The sequence below is a fragment of the Kitasatospora sp. HPM-01-4 genome (genome assembly GCF_051374625.1).
GTDB lineage: Bacteria > Actinomycetota > Actinomycetes > Streptomycetales > Streptomycetaceae > Kitasatospora.
Genome location: NZ_JBPQGP010000005.1, coordinates 4,541,484 through 4,556,014 on the forward strand (window position 1 = coordinate 4,541,484; position 14,531 = coordinate 4,556,014).

At 71.4% G+C, this 14,531-nt stretch carries 15 protein-coding genes; 7 read left to right on the plus strand and 8 right to left on the minus strand.

Annotation, left to right across the window (positions count from 1 at the left end):
* Positions 1 to 173: 173 nt before the first annotated feature.
* A complete protein-coding gene (locus tag ACSMTC_RS19775; RefSeq protein WP_436561028.1) occupies positions 174 to 380 on the minus strand; it encodes a hypothetical protein in 207 nt (68 codons plus the stop codon).
* Positions 381 to 663: 283 nt separating this feature from the next.
* Here ACSMTC_RS19775 and thiC point away from each other — a divergent pair, with 283 nt between their 5' ends.
* The 3 genes from thiC (at position 664) to ACSMTC_RS19790 (ending at position 3,378) form a co-directional block, all read left to right on the plus strand.
* Positions 664 to 2,490 carry a phosphomethylpyrimidine synthase ThiC gene (gene thiC, locus ACSMTC_RS19780; protein WP_436561029.1) on the plus strand — a complete coding sequence of 609 codons (1,827 nt, stop codon included), beginning with the start codon at positions 664 to 666 and terminating at the stop codon, positions 2,488 to 2,490.
* Between the two features lie 103 nt (positions 2,491 to 2,593).
* The gene (locus ACSMTC_RS19785) at positions 2,594 to 3,139 is read left to right on the plus strand and encodes a Uma2 family endonuclease (protein ID WP_436561030.1); all 546 of its coding nucleotides are present in this window, start codon (positions 2,594 to 2,596) and stop codon (positions 3,137 to 3,139) included.
* Positions 3,140 to 3,231: 92 nt separating this feature from the next.
* Positions 3,232 to 3,378: a hypothetical protein gene (locus ACSMTC_RS19790; protein WP_436561031.1), complete on the plus strand. Its 147-nt coding sequence runs from the start codon at positions 3,232 to 3,234 to the stop codon at positions 3,376 to 3,378.
* A 145-nt stretch (positions 3,379 to 3,523) separates the two neighbouring features.
* On the opposite strand, the gene ACSMTC_RS19795 is transcribed toward ACSMTC_RS19790, so the two are convergent.
* Positions 3,524 to 4,408 carry an NAD(P)H-binding protein gene (locus ACSMTC_RS19795; RefSeq protein ID WP_436561032.1) on the minus strand — a complete coding sequence of 295 codons (885 nt, stop codon included), beginning with the start codon at positions 4,406 to 4,408 and terminating at the stop codon, positions 3,524 to 3,526.
* Between the two features lie 80 nt (positions 4,409 to 4,488).
* Between ACSMTC_RS19795 and ACSMTC_RS19800 the strand changes: the two genes are divergently transcribed.
* A complete protein-coding gene (locus tag ACSMTC_RS19800; protein WP_436561033.1) occupies positions 4,489 to 4,896 on the plus strand; it encodes a winged helix-turn-helix transcriptional regulator in 408 nt (135 codons plus the stop codon).
* Between the two features lie 231 nt (positions 4,897 to 5,127).
* Here ACSMTC_RS19800 and ACSMTC_RS19805 read toward each other — a convergent pair whose 3' ends face one another.
* On the minus strand, positions 5,128 to 6,465 hold the full coding sequence (locus tag ACSMTC_RS19805; protein WP_436561034.1) for a hypothetical protein: 1,338 nt from the start codon (positions 6,463 to 6,465) through the stop codon (positions 5,128 to 5,130).
* A gap of 305 nt (positions 6,466 to 6,770) precedes the next feature.
* On the opposite strand from ACSMTC_RS19805, the gene ACSMTC_RS19810 reads away from it, so the two are divergent.
* Positions 6,771 to 7,130 (plus strand): hypothetical protein, encoded by a 360-nt coding sequence (locus ACSMTC_RS19810; RefSeq protein ID WP_436561035.1) that lies wholly within the window; start codon positions 6,771 to 6,773, stop codon positions 7,128 to 7,130.
* A gap of 117 nt (positions 7,131 to 7,247) precedes the next feature.
* On the opposite strand, the gene ACSMTC_RS19815 is transcribed toward ACSMTC_RS19810, so the two are convergent.
* Positions 7,248 to 7,634 (minus strand): VOC family protein, encoded by a 387-nt coding sequence (locus ACSMTC_RS19815; protein WP_436561036.1) that lies wholly within the window; start codon positions 7,632 to 7,634, stop codon positions 7,248 to 7,250.
* 243 nt (positions 7,635 to 7,877) lie between these two features.
* Complete coding sequence (locus tag ACSMTC_RS19820) at positions 7,878 to 8,003, minus strand: hypothetical protein (protein WP_436561037.1); 126 nt, start codon at positions 8,001 to 8,003, stop codon at positions 7,878 to 7,880.
* A gap of 24 nt (positions 8,004 to 8,027) precedes the next feature.
* On the opposite strand from ACSMTC_RS19820, the gene ACSMTC_RS19825 reads away from it, so the two are divergent.
* Both ACSMTC_RS19825 and ACSMTC_RS19830 read left to right on the plus strand, forming a co-directional pair.
* Positions 8,028 to 8,759 carry a TSUP family transporter gene (locus ACSMTC_RS19825; RefSeq protein ID WP_436561038.1) on the plus strand — a complete coding sequence of 244 codons (732 nt, stop codon included), beginning with the start codon at positions 8,028 to 8,030 and terminating at the stop codon, positions 8,757 to 8,759.
* Between the two features lie 79 nt (positions 8,760 to 8,838).
* Positions 8,839 to 10,515, plus strand: coding sequence for a DUF885 domain-containing protein (locus ACSMTC_RS19830; RefSeq protein WP_436561039.1), 1,677 nt, complete (start codon positions 8,839 to 8,841; stop codon positions 10,513 to 10,515).
* A 114-nt stretch (positions 10,516 to 10,629) separates the two neighbouring features.
* On the opposite strand, the gene ACSMTC_RS19835 is transcribed toward ACSMTC_RS19830, so the two are convergent.
* The 3 genes from ACSMTC_RS19835 to ACSMTC_RS19845 all read right to left on the minus strand — a co-directional run bounded on the left by ACSMTC_RS19835 (position 10,630) and on the right by ACSMTC_RS19845 (position 14,178).
* Positions 10,630 to 11,250, minus strand: coding sequence for a DJ-1/PfpI family protein (locus ACSMTC_RS19835; protein ID WP_436561040.1), 621 nt, complete (start codon positions 11,248 to 11,250; stop codon positions 10,630 to 10,632).
* A 436-nt stretch (positions 11,251 to 11,686) separates the two neighbouring features.
* Positions 11,687 to 12,844, minus strand: a complete 1,158-nt coding sequence (locus tag ACSMTC_RS19840) for a metallophosphoesterase (protein ID WP_436561041.1) — start codon at positions 12,842 to 12,844, stop codon at positions 11,687 to 11,689.
* 158 nt (positions 12,845 to 13,002) lie between these two features.
* Positions 13,003 to 14,178 carry a LacI family DNA-binding transcriptional regulator gene (locus tag ACSMTC_RS19845; RefSeq protein ID WP_436561042.1) on the minus strand — a complete coding sequence of 392 codons (1,176 nt, stop codon included), beginning with the start codon at positions 14,176 to 14,178 and terminating at the stop codon, positions 13,003 to 13,005.
* Between the last annotated feature and the right edge of the window lie 353 nt (positions 14,179 to 14,531).

Consider the following 14,531-nt stretch of genomic DNA (forward strand, 5'->3'; position numbering starts at 1 on the left):
TGATCAATTGGGAAGCGGGAGCACTGCGTGTTGTGCATCTAAATCGTCAAGATTTCGTCAACGCAGTGACAATACCGGCGATTTGGACTTGCGCGACCAGGCGCTGCTCCCGGCGCGAACGGCGCCCGGGCCGGCGCTCTGACCAGGGCTCAGATCAGCGCTCAGGCCGGGCCTCAGACCAGCGCCCGCGCCACGTAGACCGTACGCGGCGGCTGGTACTCCACCACGACCACCGGAGTGCCGATCGGCAGCGTCTCGTCCGGCACCGACGGGTACGCCAGGAACGCCTCCGTCCCCTGCCGCTCCGGTACGTGCACCAGTACCTCGCCGACCAGTCCTGCGCCGACCCTGCCGGTGACCCGGCCCGTGTTCCCCACCATGGGCCCCAGTCTGCCCGCTGTCCGAGGCGGCCGGAACCCGTCCGGGCCGGCCGGAACCCGTCCGGGCCGGCCGGAACCCGTCCGGACCGGCCGGAACCCGTCTGGACCGGTCGGGATCCGCCCGCTACGGTGTTGGACGTCTTGCGCAGGCAACACCGCCTGTGGACACGGGAGCTCGGAGCACCGGGCTGAGAGGGCGCTGACCGGTACGTGCGTACCGAACGCTGCGTCGACCGCAGGAACCTGACCGGGTAATGCCGGCGTAGGGAGTAGAAGGTCCGAGATGACCGTTTTTGATGCACAGCAGCCTGCCCACAGCCCGGCGGCGGCCGCCGAGGTCTCCGGCGCGAGCACCGGTTACCCGACCCCGGCATGGCACAAGGCGTACCGCCAGGGATCCCGCCCCGATCTGCGGGTGCCGTTCCGCGAGGTCCGGCTGACCAACGGGAAGACCGTCCCGCTGTACGACACCTCAGGCCCGTACACCGACCCCGCGTACGAGGCCGACGTGCGCCGCGGCCTGCCCGCGCTGCGCGACCCGTGGATCCGCCAGCGCGGTGACGTCGAGGAGTACGACGGCCGCGAGGCCCGCCCCGAGGACGACGGGATCAGGCACACCTCGCCGCGCGGCGGCGACCTGCGCAACCTGGACGCGGTCTTCCCGGGCCGCCCGCGCCGTCCGCTGCGCGCCCGGGACGGTGTCGCGGTCACCCAACTCGCCTACGCGAAGCGGGGGATCGTCACGCCGGAGATGGAGTTCATCGCACTGCGCGAGGGCCTGGAGGCGGAGTTCGTCCGCAGCGAGGTCGCCGCGGGCCGGGCCGTGATCCCGCTGAACGTGAACCACCCCGAGGTGGAGCCGGCCGTCATCGGCACCAACTTCCTCGTCAAGATCAACGCCAACATCGGCAACAGCGCGGTGACCTCCTCGATCGAGGAGGAGGTGGAGAAGATGACCTGGGCGACCCGCTGGGGCGCCGACACGGTCATGGACCTCTCCACCGGCCGCAACATCCACACCACCCGTGAGTGGATCCTGCGCAACTCGCCCGTGCCGATTGGCACCGTGCCGCTCTACCAGGCCCTGGAGAAGGTGGACGGCAGGGCCGAGGAGCTGAGCTGGGACGTCTACCGCGACACCGTCATCGAGCAGTGCGAGCAGGGCGTCGACTACATGACCGTCCACGCCGGCGTGCTGCTGCGCTACGTCCCGCTGACGGCCCGCCGCAAGACCGGCATCGTCTCGCGCGGCGGCTCGATCATGGCGGCCTGGTGCCTGGCGCACCACGAGGAGAACTTCCTCTACACCAACTTCGAGGAGCTCTGCGACATCCTGCGCTCCTACGACGTCACCTTCTCGCTCGGTGACGGCCTGCGCCCGGGGTCGATCGCGGACGCCAACGACGAGGCGCAGTTCGCCGAACTCCGGACGCTGGGCGAGCTCGGGCGGATCGCCCGGGCCAAGGACGTCCAGGTGATGATCGAGGGCCCGGGCCACGTCCCGATGCACAAGATCAAGGAGAACATGGATCTCCAGAAGGAGATCTGCGACGAGGCGCCCTTCTACACCCTCGGCCCGCTCACCACGGACGTCGCCCCCGGCTACGACCACATCACCTCGGGCATCGGCGCCGCGATGATCGCCTGGTGGGGCACCGCGATGCTCTGCTACGTCACCCCCAAGGAGCACCTGGGCCTGCCCAACCGGGACGACGTCAAGACCGGCGTCATCACCTACAAGATCGCCGCCCACGCCGCCGACCTGGCCAAGGGCCACCCCGGCGCCCAGGCCTGGGACGACGCCCTCTCCGACGCCCGCTTCGAGTTCCGCTGGGAGGACCAGTTCAACCTGGCCCTCGACCCGGAGACCGCCCGCGAGTTCCACGACGAGACCCTGCCCGCCGAGCCCGCCAAGACGGCCCACTTCTGCTCCATGTGCGGCCCGAAGTTCTGCTCGATGAAGATCAGCCAGAAGATCCGCGACGAGCACGGCGAGGGGGCCACGGCGGTCGCCACCGAGTACGACGCCGAAGCCCTGGAGGGCATGCAGGCCATGTCCGAGGAGTTCAAGGCCCAGGGCAACCGGGTCTACCTCCCGCTGGCGGACTGACGAAGGACTGACGAAGATGCCCCTCGACGCGAAGAGGCTGTCCTGGGGCACCGTCTCGTTGTCAGCCGGTAGCGTGGTGCCGGGCCATACTCCAGGAGGACAGATGAACCCTGAGCACCTTGCCTTGATCGAGGAGTTCCGCAGGTCCGCCCCGGCGAACTTCAAGATCGAGCTCTCTGGGGACATCGTCATCATGCAGGCGTCGCCCTCGGCCATCCACGAGCGGAACCTTTCCGTTGTCCGCCGACAGTTCGAGGCTCATGCTCCGGCTGGATACCTCTCCACGGGGAACATGGATCTGTCCTCACCTCAGGTGTCGAAGCTGCGAAATCCTGACCTCACATATCTCCCCGAAGAGGCCATGACGAGCACGGAGAACAAGGTTCCGGCCGAGCTGGCCCTCATCGCAGTTGAGATCGTCTCGCCGTCGAACCCGGAGAACGACTGGGTCGGCAAGCTCCGTGACTATCCGCTGATGCAGATCCCGCTCTACCTGTTGGTGGACGCCGCGCAGAAGACCGTCACGCTCTTCGGCGAGCCCGAGGCCGGTCGCTACCGGATGAGGGAGGACGCCGATTTCGGGGAGGCCATCCACATCCCCGAGCCGTTTGGCTTCACCCTCGACACCACGGTTCTGCTCCCGTACTGAACGGTCTCGTCTGGTCAGGCGGCGCGCCGGCGTGGTTGGCCGGCGTGCGGGAGGCCAGCGTGTGTGCTGGTTTCGGGTTGAAGTTCTGCTCGATGAAGATCAGCAAGAGCATCGCGGAGAAGTACGGCGACGGCGCGGCCTCAGCCGACTACGACGAGGCCGCCATCGAGGGCATGAAGACCAAGTCCGAGGAGTTCAAGGCCCAGGGGAACCGGGTCTACCTCCCGCTGGCGGACTGACCCGGACCGAGGGGAGACGGGGCTGTGGGTTCCACGGAATCCCGCAGCCCCGTTGTCCGCCGTCGGACGGTCGTCGGAGCCGGTCGAGGGCGTGCCCTCGCCTCAACGCCCGTGCGCCGGCGGGCCCTTGGCACCAGACATCCTCCTACCGGATCGCGGCGGCCGACTCCCGGGCGGCAGAGACGATCAGCTCACGGGCCGACCTGGGCGGGGCCTCCAGCAGGTCCGGGAGGTCGGAGCGGGCGGGTGCCGTGAACCCGGCGCCGACGTTCGAGTACAGCGAGACGGCATGCGCGATCTGGTACGGAGCCGCCCCGGCAGCCGCCAGCGTGCTCCAGGTCTCACCCAGCGGTGACGGCTGGTACCGAACCGGCCGGCCGGTCGCCTCGGCCAGCGCGTCCGCCAGGTCCGCACCCCCGACGGACGTCAGGCCCTCCAACTCGTAGGTCCGGCCCGCATGCGGCGACGGCTCACCGCCGTCGATGGCCTGCTGCGCCTCGCGTGCCACCCTCGCGGCGGCCTCGGCCAGATCCTCCCGTGCCACCACCGGCAGACTCCCCTGCCCCCACGGGAGGCGGAAGACGCCCTCGTCGACGGCGACGCGTGTGCCCGCCGCCGCCAGGCCCGCCGCGAACTCCGCGTAGATCCCGTTGCGCAGGACCGTCCAGGCCGGTGGTGCCGCCGCCAGGGCGCTCTCCGTCCAGCGGTGCGGCAGCGCGATCGTCATACGGTCGCCCGAACCGGACAGACTGGTGTAGAAGACGTGGCGCACACCCGAACGGGCCGCCGCCTCGATCGCGGCCCCGTGCCGGGCGACGACGACGTCGTCCTCCGCGTACCCGGCCGACACCAGGACCAGGACGTCGATGCCGGCGAAGGCGTCGGCGAGGCTCCCGGGGTCGTCGAGGTCGACCCGCCGCCCGCCGTCCGGCGGGGTCCTGGAGCCCGCGACCACGGGCGCTCCAGCGGCTGCCAGCCGACGGTGGATCAGGCCGCCGAGGGATCCGGACGTACCGGTGACAAGGATCATCTGAGACTCCATCGCTGTTCTCGAAGGGGAACGGGATCCATCCTCGACAGCCGACAGCGTTCGGGTAAGGAGGCAGTTTCATGTCACCGGGGCACACCGGAGTAACCACCGCCGGACTGTTCGACTCCCGGGAGGAGTGCGGGATCCGCGACGTGCTGGACCGCCTGGGCGACAAGTGGTCGGTACAGGTGGTGGTCGAGCTGAGCCGGGGGGTGCGGCGCTTCCGGGAGCTGCAACGGGCTCTCCCGGGCGGCATCTCGCAGCGGATGCTCACGCTCACCGTGCGGCGGCTGGAACGCGACGGGATGGTGTCCCGTACGGTCCACCCCACGGTGCCGCCCAGGGTCGACTACGAGCTGACGGAGACCGGACGGAGTCTTGCCCACCTCATCCGGACGCTGACCGACTGGTCACTCAGGCACCACGACGAGATCACCGACCACCGCGTCCACTGGGACGCCGCCAACCCGGGCTCCGGCATCCGTTGAGAGTCCGCCGCGCGTCGGCGGTGCCCGGTGGACGACCGGCACCGCTGCGGCAGTGCGCCTGTCCCGGACTGACGTCGGCCTCGATGACCGGCCGGCGGCGGACACCCGGTGCCGTGCTGCCGCCGTATCGCCGCAAACCGCGCTGAGGGCGCTCAGGGCATGTCCGGCGGAAACCGAGTGGTGCCCCGAGCGGCCAGAACCGCTCGGGGCACCACTTCGTCGTCGTTCGTGTCAGTTCTGCGTCTGGCGGCGGTGGCGCTGGGCGAAGAAGACCGCGCCGGCGCCGAGCACCACGAGGGCTCCGCCCGCACCGATGAGGGCACCGGAGTTGCTCCCGCCGCCGGTGGAGGCGAGCGAGGCGGAAGCGGGGGTGAGGTCGGTGGACGGGGTCGAGGAGGTGTCGGCCGCTCGGACGACCTGGCTAGCGGGCGCCTTGGCCGTGTCGGTCAGGCCGGCGTTGACCGCGGTGGACCCCGAAGGCTGCCCGGGCTGGTCGGTCGAGCTGCCGGAGCCGGTCTGCACCGGGGTGCCGTCCACGGTCACGTGCGCGACCTGGGTCTCGGCCACGGGACCCTGCTCGGTGGTCGACATCGCGGTGAGCGAGCCGGTGAAGGTGGGTGCCTTCGCGGTGTAGTTCTTGAGCGAGACCCGCAGCTTGTAGCTGTGGCTCGCTCCCTCGCCGAGGCCGTTGGACAGGGCGGGCAGGTGCCAGTAGTTCCCGGTGGAGGTGACCGGGGCCCATGCGCCGTCCTGCCAGAGGTCCAGGGTGAAGTCGGCCGGGGCGTTGTCGGCGCCCCACTTGAGGTCGAGGTTGGGGCGGATCTCGGAGTCGATGGCCGCGCCGGTGTTGGCCAGGGTGAGGGTGGTCTCGAACGGCTTCTGGAAGGAGACGGTGCCCTCGGAGTCCGAGAACGACTGGACGACCTGGGTGCCGGACTGCACCCGGGTGCCGTCCACGGTCACGTGCGCGACCTGGGTCTCGGCCACGGGACCCTGCTCGGTGGTCGACATCGCGGTGAGCCAGCCCGTGAAGGTGGGTGCCTTCGCGGTGTAGTTCTTGAGCGAGACCCGCAGCTTGTAGCTGTGGCTCGCTCCCTCGCCGAGACCGTTGGACAGAGCGGGCAGGTGCCAGTAGTTCCCGGTGGAGGTGACCGGGGCCCACGCGCCGTCCTGCCAGAGGTCCAGGGTGAAGTCGGCCGGGGCGTTGTCCGCGCCCCACTTGAGGTCGAGGTTCGGGCGGATCTCGGAGTCGATGGCCGCGCCGGTGTTGGCCAGGGTGAGGGTGGTCTCGAACGGCTTCTGGAAGGAGACGGTGCCCTCGGAGTCCGAGAACGACTGGACGACCTGGGTGCCGGACTGCACCGGCGAACCGACGGCCGCGCCGTCGAGGGCGAGCGGGGCCGGCTTGGCGGCGGACCCGAGCGTGGTGCTGACCGCCGGCTTGGCAGCGCCCGGAGCCGCGGTGTCGGCGAACGCCGCCGTCGGCGCGAGTACGGCGGCGCCGGTGGCGATGACGAGGGCGGTGGCGCCCAGCAGGCGGGAGCGACGGGCGAGCGAGTCCGCGAACATGGTTGATTCCCCCCGAGGAATGTGTTTGCAGGTGAGCGGCATGGTGTCGCAGGCGGCATGAGCTTGGTCTGCCATCCGGTCCGCTGCTCGTTCGCGCGGATCACTGGCTGCGATGTGAAGATTTTCGCAGGCAGATCGTGTGCTTGTCATCATGGAATCGTCACCAGCGCGTAACACCCTCCGGCGTCCCTGACGGCTCGTCTCAGGCCGCCCGCCGGGCGGAAACCGGGGGACAGGCGGCAGCGGGGTCCGGTACCGTACGCGTCCTCTGTTGATCGCTTATCTGATCTTTATATGGGACGTCTGTGAACCTCGACTTCAGTGCCGAGCCCCTCTTCTCCTGGTACGCCGTGCTGCTGTTCGGCAGCGGTATCGCGATGCTCGTGATCGCCTCCGTCAACTCCAGTGGCCTCAGCACCGGTTGGCGGGTCTTCAACGCGATCGCCGGCGTCGGCTTCGTGGGCTATGCCGTGTACCTCGGTTTCATCTTCGAGGGCGGCCACTACATCATCTTCTTCAAGGCCTTCATCCTGCCCGTCATGATGGTCGTCAACTTCGTCCGGTCGATGGCGAACCGCCAGAAGGTCGTGGCTCCCGCGGTCCCGGCTGCCGCCGCTGCGGCCCCCGCGGCCCCGGAGGCTCCGGTCGTTCCGCCGGCCCGATGAGGTCCACCGAGGGTGCCGTTCCGGGATGCTGTGGAAGCCCGGGGCGGCACCCTCGGTCCGTCCGTGTGGCGCTCCGGCGCAGCCGGGACCGGCGCACCGGGGGCCGCCCCGGTCCGGTCAGCCCTCGGCGTCCTGCGGGTACCAGCGCAGTTCGACGGTGTTGCCGTCCGGGTCCTGGACGTAGACCGATGTGGCGGTGCCGCGCGCGCCGAACCGGTTCACCGGCCCTTCGAGGACGGTGAACCGGCCCGACTCGGTCACCTCACGCCAGTCCAGCGGCTCCACGGTGAGACAGAGATGGTCGACGTTCGACCCCTCCCGGGGGCCGGTGACCAGGTCGATGATGGTCTCCGGGGTGACCCGCACCGAGGGGAACGGGGCCTGGCCGGCCCGCCACTCGTCGACGCGCACCGGCCCCAGGCCGAGCAGCCCGATGTAGAACTCCAGCGCACGCTCGATGTCCTGGACGTTGAGTACCAGGTGGTCGAAGGCTTTCACCCGCATGACGGTCACTTCGCTTCCGGGATCGCGGCCGGCTGCGCCGGCCGGTGATGAGCGCGCGCGGGTGCCGATGGCGGCGGATGCGCGCGCGACTTGACGGGATGTCGGGCCGGACCGTGGCGCTCCCCGCCGGGCCGGCCGACGTCTTCCATGATCTTCTGTGTGGGAGCGGCCATCAAGACCGCATCGGGGCAGGATCCTGCCGGTCCGGGGGCGAGGGAGTAACAGCCGCCGCACGGGGAACGGTCAGCGCCGGAGCGTGCCGCGCCGGACGTCCCGGACCACCGGCTGCCGCATGACGGCCACGCCCTGCGGCGGGACCGGCGGCTGGCGGCGGTGGGCGCACCGCCGCCCGTGGGCGGCACCTGCCATCGAGATGTCTGTGAGGAGCGGGCCGTGACGGGGAGTTGGGTGGCCGACCTGTCGCTGGGGTGCGTCGTGCTGGTGGGCGCGTCCGTGCAGCGGGTGGCCGGGGTCGGGTTCGCGCTGGTCGCGGCGCCGGTGCTGGTACTGCTGCTCGGGCCGGGGCAGGGTGTGGTGCTGGCGAACTGCGCGGCGGGGGCGATCAGCGCGATCGGGCTGGTCGACGGCTGGCGGCGGGTCCGGCTGGGGGCGATGCTGCCGCTGGTGGCCGCGGCCGCGTGCACCGTACCGGTCGGTGCCTGGCTGGCCGGGCGGCTGCCGGAGTCCGAACTGCTGGCCACCATGGGGGCGTTGGTGAGCGTGGCGGTGGCGCTGGTGATGGCCGGGGTCCGGGTGCCCGCCCTGCGCGGGGTCCGAGGGGCGATCACCGCAGGTGCCGCGAGCGGGTTCATGAACTCCGCCGCCGGTGTCGGCGGTCCGGCCGTCTCCCTGTACGCGGTCAACGCGGGTTGGACGGCACAGGAGTTCGTGCCCAGTGCGCAGTTCTACGGCGTCCTGGTCAACGCCCTCTCCGTCTCGGCCAAGGGCCTGCCACGGCTCACCTGGACCGCCTGGCTGCTGGTCGCGGCGGGCATCGGGGGCGGAGCGGTGATCGGGAAGGCGCTCGCCGACCGGGTGCCGGAGCGGCGCGCCCGGTGGACCGTGCTGCTGCTCGCCCTGGCGGGCGGGCTCTCCACGCTGGGAAAGGGGCTCTGGGAGCTTTAGACCGACCGGCACACCGGATCTCCGGGCCGGAGGGCGGAGAGGGCTGACGTCCGGGCCTCGGCCGGGCCAAGATGAGGGAATGCCAGATGAGCTGATCACGCCACGACGTATCGCCGACGACTACGTGGACCAGGTGGCCGCGCAGGACCCGGCGACCTCCACCGCACTGGGGCTGAACCGGGGCGACGACCGGCAGCCCGACCTGTCGCCGGAAGGCTTCGAGGCGCTCGCCGATCTCGCCCGCAGCACCCTCGCCAGGCTCGAGGGGGAAGAGACGGCCGGCGACCCCGCCGAGCAGGCCTGCGCCCGGCTGCTGCGCGAGCGGCTCACCGCCGCGCTCGCCGTGCACGACGCCGGCGACCACTACCGTGCGCTGCGCAACCTCAACTCCCCCGTGCACCGGCTGCGTTCCATCTTCACCCTGATGCCGACCGAGACCGAGGACGACTGGACGGCGGTGACCGGCCGGCTGCGCAACCTCCCCGGCGCGCTGGACGGCTACCGGGTCACCCTGACCGAGGGGATCTCACGCGGCCTGCTCTCCGCCCCGCGCCAGGTGGGCGCCGTGATCCGCCAACTCGACGCCTGGACCGGCCGGGACAGCGGCGGCGCGAGCTGGTTCGCCGGCTTCGTCTCCGCCGGCACCGCCCGGCAGCGCCCCGAACTCGACGCGGCCGCCGCACGGGCGACCGCCGCCGTGGGCGAGTTCCGCGACTGGCTGCACGGGACGTACCTGCCCGCCGTCGCCGACGTCCCGGACGCGGTCGGCCGCGAGCGCTACCTGCGCTCCGCCAGGCTCTTCACCGGCGCGAACGTCGAGGCGGACGAGGCGTACGCCTGGGCCTGGGACCAGTTCCACCGGAACCTGGCCGAGATGCGGACCGAGGCCGGGCGCATCCTGCCCGGCGCCACCGTGCTGGAGACCATGCACCACCTGGACGAGCACGGCCACGTCATCAAGGGGGAGGAGGAGATCCGGGTCTGGCTGCAGCAGATCATGGACGAGGCGATAGAGGCGCTGGACGGCACCCACTTCGACATCTCGGGGCCGCTGCGCCGGGTCGAGTCGCGGATCGCCCCGCCCGGCAGCTCGCCCGCGCCGCACTACACCCGGCCCAGCCTCGACTTCAGCCGTCCCGGGCGGACCTACCTGCCGACCCTCGGCAAGGACACCTTCCCGACCTGGGAGATCGTGAGCACCTGGTACCACGAGGGCGTCCCCGGCCACCACCTCCAGCTCGCCCGGTGGGTCGAGGTCGCAGACCGGCTCAGCCGCTACCAGGTCACCCTGGGCAGCGTCAGCGCCAACACCGAGGGCTGGGCCCTGTACGCCGAGCGGCTGATGGACGAACTCGGCTTCCTCACCGACCCGGCCCGCCGCCTGGGCTACCTCGACAAGCAGATGCTGCGCATCATCCGCGTCATCATCGACATCGGCATGCACCTGGAACTGGCCATCCCGGCCGACTCCCCGTTCCACCCCGGCGAGCGCTGGAACGCGGCGCTGGCCAACGAGTTCATGGCCGCGTACCACGGCAGTTCGGCCGAGCGCCGCATCGGCGAGGTGGACCGCTACCTCGGCTGGCCGGGCCAGGCGATCAGCTACAAGCTCGGCGAGCGAGCCTGGCTGCGGGGCCGCGAGGCGGCCAGGCGCCGCCACGGTGCCGCCTTCGACCTCAAGGACTGGCACATGAAGGCCCTCTCGCAGGGCTCCTACGGCCTCGACGACCTGGCCGACAACCTCGCCACCCTGTAGGACCGGCCGGTCGACGGGGAGCGCGGACGACCGCACCGAGCGCCGTACCCGGGAGAGGCTCGACCCCGGGTACGGCGCTCGGCCGCGCTCACGCGCCGGTCCGCCCGCTGACCGTCAGCCGAGGGTACGGGCCTGCGCCACGATCTCCGGCGTGCACTTGGCGACCGAACCGGAGTCGAACGGCGGCATCGGGTCGTACTCGGTGTAGAGCTGGACGGCCTGGGCGGTGGCGTCGTCGGTGAGCAGGGCCGTGAGGCTGAGCGCCATGTCGATACCGGAGGAGACCCCGGCCGAGGTGATGATCCGGCCGTGCCGGACGACCCGCTCGGGGGTGTACTGGGCGCCGAACGCCTCCAGTTCGGCGGTCGCGGCCCAGTGCGTGGTCGCCGTGAGGCCCTTGAGCAGCCCGGCCGCGCCGAGCAGCAGCGAGCCGGTGCAGACCGAGGTGGTGAAGCGGGTGCCTTCGTGGATCCGGCCCACCCAGGCGACGAAGTCCCGGTCGTCGACCAGGCTCCGGGTGCCGCGCCCGCCGGGCACCAGCAGCACGTCGCACTGCTCGACCTCGGCGTAGTGGGTGCCGACCTCCACGGTCAGTGCGCCGAGGGCGTCGGCGACCCGCCCCGGCTCGGTCGCGACGAACCGCACGGTGGCGCCGGGCACATGGGCGAGGATCTCGTAGGGGCCGATGGCATCCAGCGGCTCGAACCGGTCGAAGAGCGGGATCACGATGTCCATGCGGTCAGGATAGATCGGTGGACACTGCGTCAAATCGGCGACGCCGAAGCAGAGTCGGACCTTGTCCGGGCCGGTGGAGCCGGGCGGGCCGCAGGCCGGGCCGCAGGACTCGGCGGCGCTCGGCGCACGGACGGGGACGGCTGTTCACTCCGGGGTGACCGCCTCCGGCCGCCGGCGCCCGGCCGGTCCCCGGACCGGACGCCATGGCCTGGGCTTAGACCGACCGGCAATAGGGCCCGCGGCGTCGCGTGCCGATAGCTCTCTCCCTCCTTGCCCGCCATCGGGCAGGAGGGGCCCTTGAACGCACATCCCTCGTCGCGCGCAGCGCCGCTGCGCCCTCCTCACGCTGCCCAGACTCGGCTCTCGACCCTCCCCCAGCCTTCGGCCGGGGGGACCCCCTTCTTGATCCACGCTCCCTATCGCCGGTCGGTCTTACTCAGTTGAGCGGCAGCCTGGCGACCAGCAGCCGTCCCTCCATGGTGACCCCGCCGTCCATCGCGATGGCCAGCTCGTCCGCGTAGATGTACGGGCCGGGGACGTGCGGCGGTACGCCCTCCTCGGCGTGTGCGGAGCCGGTGAGGTACGGGATCGGGCTGTGGCCGTGCACCACGCGCTGCCCGCCGTAGGCGCCGAGCAGCTCGTGCACGGCCATCGGCCCGGCCTGGCCGCGGAAGGCGAACCGCTTGGTGAAGCGGCGGAAGCAGTCCCACCACTCGTCGGCGCCCTCGTCCGCGAGCAGGTGGTGCACCGCGTCGTTGACCTCGGCGATGGACTCGCCGTACTCCAGGTAGGCGGTGGTGTCGGAGTGCAGCAGCAGGTGGTCGTCCTCCAGGGCCATCGCCGGGAGCCGGGAGAGCCAGCTGATGTGGTGCGGCTCCAGGCGCTCCAGGTCCTGCTGCTGGCCGCCGTTGAGCCGCCAGGCGGCGAGGAAGGAGGCGGTGCCGGCGGTGGACTGGACCGGCTCGTCGCCGTACCTGGCGGCGCCGAGGAAGAGCAGCTCGTGATTGCCCATCAGTGCCCGGCAGTAGCCGCCGGCCGCGGCGGCCTCGGCGGCGAGCTGCATGACCAGGTCGATGACGCCGATGCCGTCGGGGCCGCGGTCGGTGAAGTCGCCGAGGAACCAGAGCCGGGCGCGGCCGGCGGACCAGTGGCCCTCGGCGTCGATCAGGCCCTGCTGGTGCAGCGCGGCGCGCAGTTCGTCGAGATAGCCGTGCACGTCGCCGACCACGTACAGCGGGCCGGGGGCCTCGCCGGGGGCGGGCTGCGGGTACGGGAAGTGCACCTCTTCGGGCAGCGGCGGGGTGAGCGGCGGGCCCAGCTCGATGGTCGGCGGGTCCTCGTGGTGGACGGGCGCCGGCAGCGGCTCGCGGTGGACCATCTGCACTGTCACGTCGTCGGGGTGACTGTGCATCGGCCAGTGCTGTTCGAGGAAGCGGGCACCGCCGTAGCCGCTGTAGGTGGACTCGTAGCCGTACCCGGGCGGCGGCTCGGGAGGCTCGTAGTAGGAGCCGTACGGGAGCACGTCGAGGTCCTGGGGGTGGTGGGGGCCTGAGTCGGGCAGTTCAGGCCCGGGGAAGCGGTCCTCGGGTGTCATTCGCCCATCATAGGAAGACCACTCTCCCGGCGTCCTCACCTGGTCGGTATCCAATCGTCCGGAGAGTCTCGCCCACCCGCTCCGAGCGGGCCCGGACGGTCCTTCCGGCGGCTTCGCCGAGGCGATGTACGCCCCGTTTTGTCCCATCCTGTGGCGGTCTAGACCTCGCCCGGAGGGCGGGGTGCGCTGATGGTGGTCCGGGGACTGCGGCGCTGCGAGGAGGCCCGCACGATCAGCTCGGTGGGCATCAGGGTGCCCGGCGGCGGTCCGGTGCCGGCGGTACGGAAGCGCGGCGGGAAGAGCCGGGCGCCCCCCAGCGGGCCCGCCGCGGCCGCACCGGAGCCGGAGTCGACTCCCTCGATGGCGTCGATCAGCAGGTTGACCACGGTGGTGCCGATCCGGCGCGGCTTGAGCGACAGGGTGGTGATCGGCGGCTCGGTGCCCGCGTAGACGTCGCTCTCGCTGCAGCAGACCAGCAGCAGGTCGTCGGGGACCCGCAGGCCGTACCGGCGGGCGGCGGCGAGCAGGTCGGTGCCGTTGGGGTCGAACAGGCCGTACACCGCGTCGGGGCGGTCGGGGCGGGCCAGCAGCCGGTCGGCGGCGACCGCGCCGGCGGCGGGGTCGTGCGCGGGGTAGGTCTCGTAGACCGGCTCCTGGCCGATCCGGTGGCACCAGGAGAGGTAGGCCTCGGTGGAGAGCCGGGTGTAGGTGTCGGTGCTGGTCCCGGTGAGCAGTCCGATCCGGCGGGCGCCGGCCTCGGCGAGGTGGTCCAGGATGCCGAGCACGGCGGCCTCGTGGTCGTTGTCCACCCAGGCGGTGACCGGGCAGTTGCCGGGCTTGCCGTCGCTGACCACCGGCACCCCGGACCGGTAGAGCTCGCTGACCAGCGGATCCTGGTCGGGCGGGTCGATCACCACGGTGCCGTCCAGGGCGATGTTGCTCCAGACGTCGTGCCGGGAGGAGGCGGGCAGCACCACCAGTGCGTACCCGCGGCCGAGTGCCGCGCTGGTGGCCGCCCGCGCCATCTCGGCGAAGTAGGCGAACTCGGTGAAGGTGAACGGTTCCTCGCCGTAGGTGGTGACGGTCAGCCCGATCAGGCCGGACCGGCCGGTGCGCAGGGTCCGGGCGGCGGCGGACGGGCGGTAGCCGAGGCGCTCGGCCACCTCGCGCACCCGGCTTCTGGTCTCGTCGGGCAGGCGCCCCTTGCCGTTGAGGGCGTCCGAGACAGTGGTGATCGACACTCCGGCGGCTGCCGCCACATCCCGGATGCCGGCCCGCTCCAGACGCCGGGAGGTGGTGGGTCGCCGACCGTTCTGATTGGCTGCTGCTGTCATGGCGGACCGATCGTATGGCGCATGACGGGGTCTGTGACCGGGGCGTGGGCTGGCCGGGAAGTACCGTTTCTCCATGAGCCGCGCCGGGCAACTCCCTTGGATATCCGCGCCAATTGGGCCTTCTCGCCTCTGACATGTGCCATGGGCACCCGACACAATGGCTGATCCGCGCCCATGACCGCGACGGGCATCTCACTCCTACGGGTGAGCGCGATCGGTATCGTTCAAGGCACCCGACCGGGGCGGAACGGATGCGTGGGAAGGGCTCGGCACCGCACGGCGACTTCCGCGGCGCCCGGACCGGCCGCAGCATGGCGTCGTGAACGGCACGCACCGGCCGCAAGAGCAGAACC

Coding starts and splice junctions, on each gene's coding strand:
- thiC (WP_436561029.1), top strand. CDS start 664: ATGACCGTTTTTGATGCACAGCAGCCTGCCCACAGCCCGGCGGCGGCC.
- ACSMTC_RS19840 (WP_436561041.1), bottom strand. CDS start 12,844: ATGACACCCGAGGACCGCTTCCCCGGGCCTGAACTGCCCGACTCAGGC.
- ACSMTC_RS19790 (WP_436561031.1), top strand. CDS start 3,232: ATGAAGATCAGCAAGAGCATCGCGGAGAAGTACGGCGACGGCGCGGCC.
- ACSMTC_RS19835 (WP_436561040.1), bottom strand. CDS start 11,250: ATGGACATCGTGATCCCGCTCTTCGACCGGTTCGAGCCGCTGGATGCC.
- ACSMTC_RS19785 (WP_436561030.1), top strand. CDS start 2,594: ATGAACCCTGAGCACCTTGCCTTGATCGAGGAGTTCCGCAGGTCCGCC.
- ACSMTC_RS19830 (WP_436561039.1), top strand. CDS start 8,839: ATGCCAGATGAGCTGATCACGCCACGACGTATCGCCGACGACTACGTG.
- ACSMTC_RS19795 (WP_436561032.1), bottom strand. CDS start 4,408: ATGATCCTTGTCACCGGTACGTCCGGATCCCTCGGCGGCCTGATCCAC.
- ACSMTC_RS19845 (WP_436561042.1), bottom strand. CDS start 14,178: ATGACAGCAGCAGCCAATCAGAACGGTCGGCGACCCACCACCTCCCGG.
- ACSMTC_RS19775 (WP_436561028.1), bottom strand. CDS start 380: ATGGTGGGGAACACGGGCCGGGTCACCGGCAGGGTCGGCGCAGGACTG.
- ACSMTC_RS19815 (WP_436561036.1), bottom strand. CDS start 7,634: ATGCGGGTGAAAGCCTTCGACCACCTGGTACTCAACGTCCAGGACATC.
- ACSMTC_RS19820 (WP_436561037.1), bottom strand. CDS start 8,003: ATGGCAGGTGCCGCCCACGGGCGGCGGTGCGCCCACCGCCGCCAGCCG.
- ACSMTC_RS19805 (WP_436561034.1), bottom strand. CDS start 6,465: ATGTTCGCGGACTCGCTCGCCCGTCGCTCCCGCCTGCTGGGCGCCACC.
- ACSMTC_RS19800 (WP_436561033.1), top strand. CDS start 4,489: ATGTCACCGGGGCACACCGGAGTAACCACCGCCGGACTGTTCGACTCC.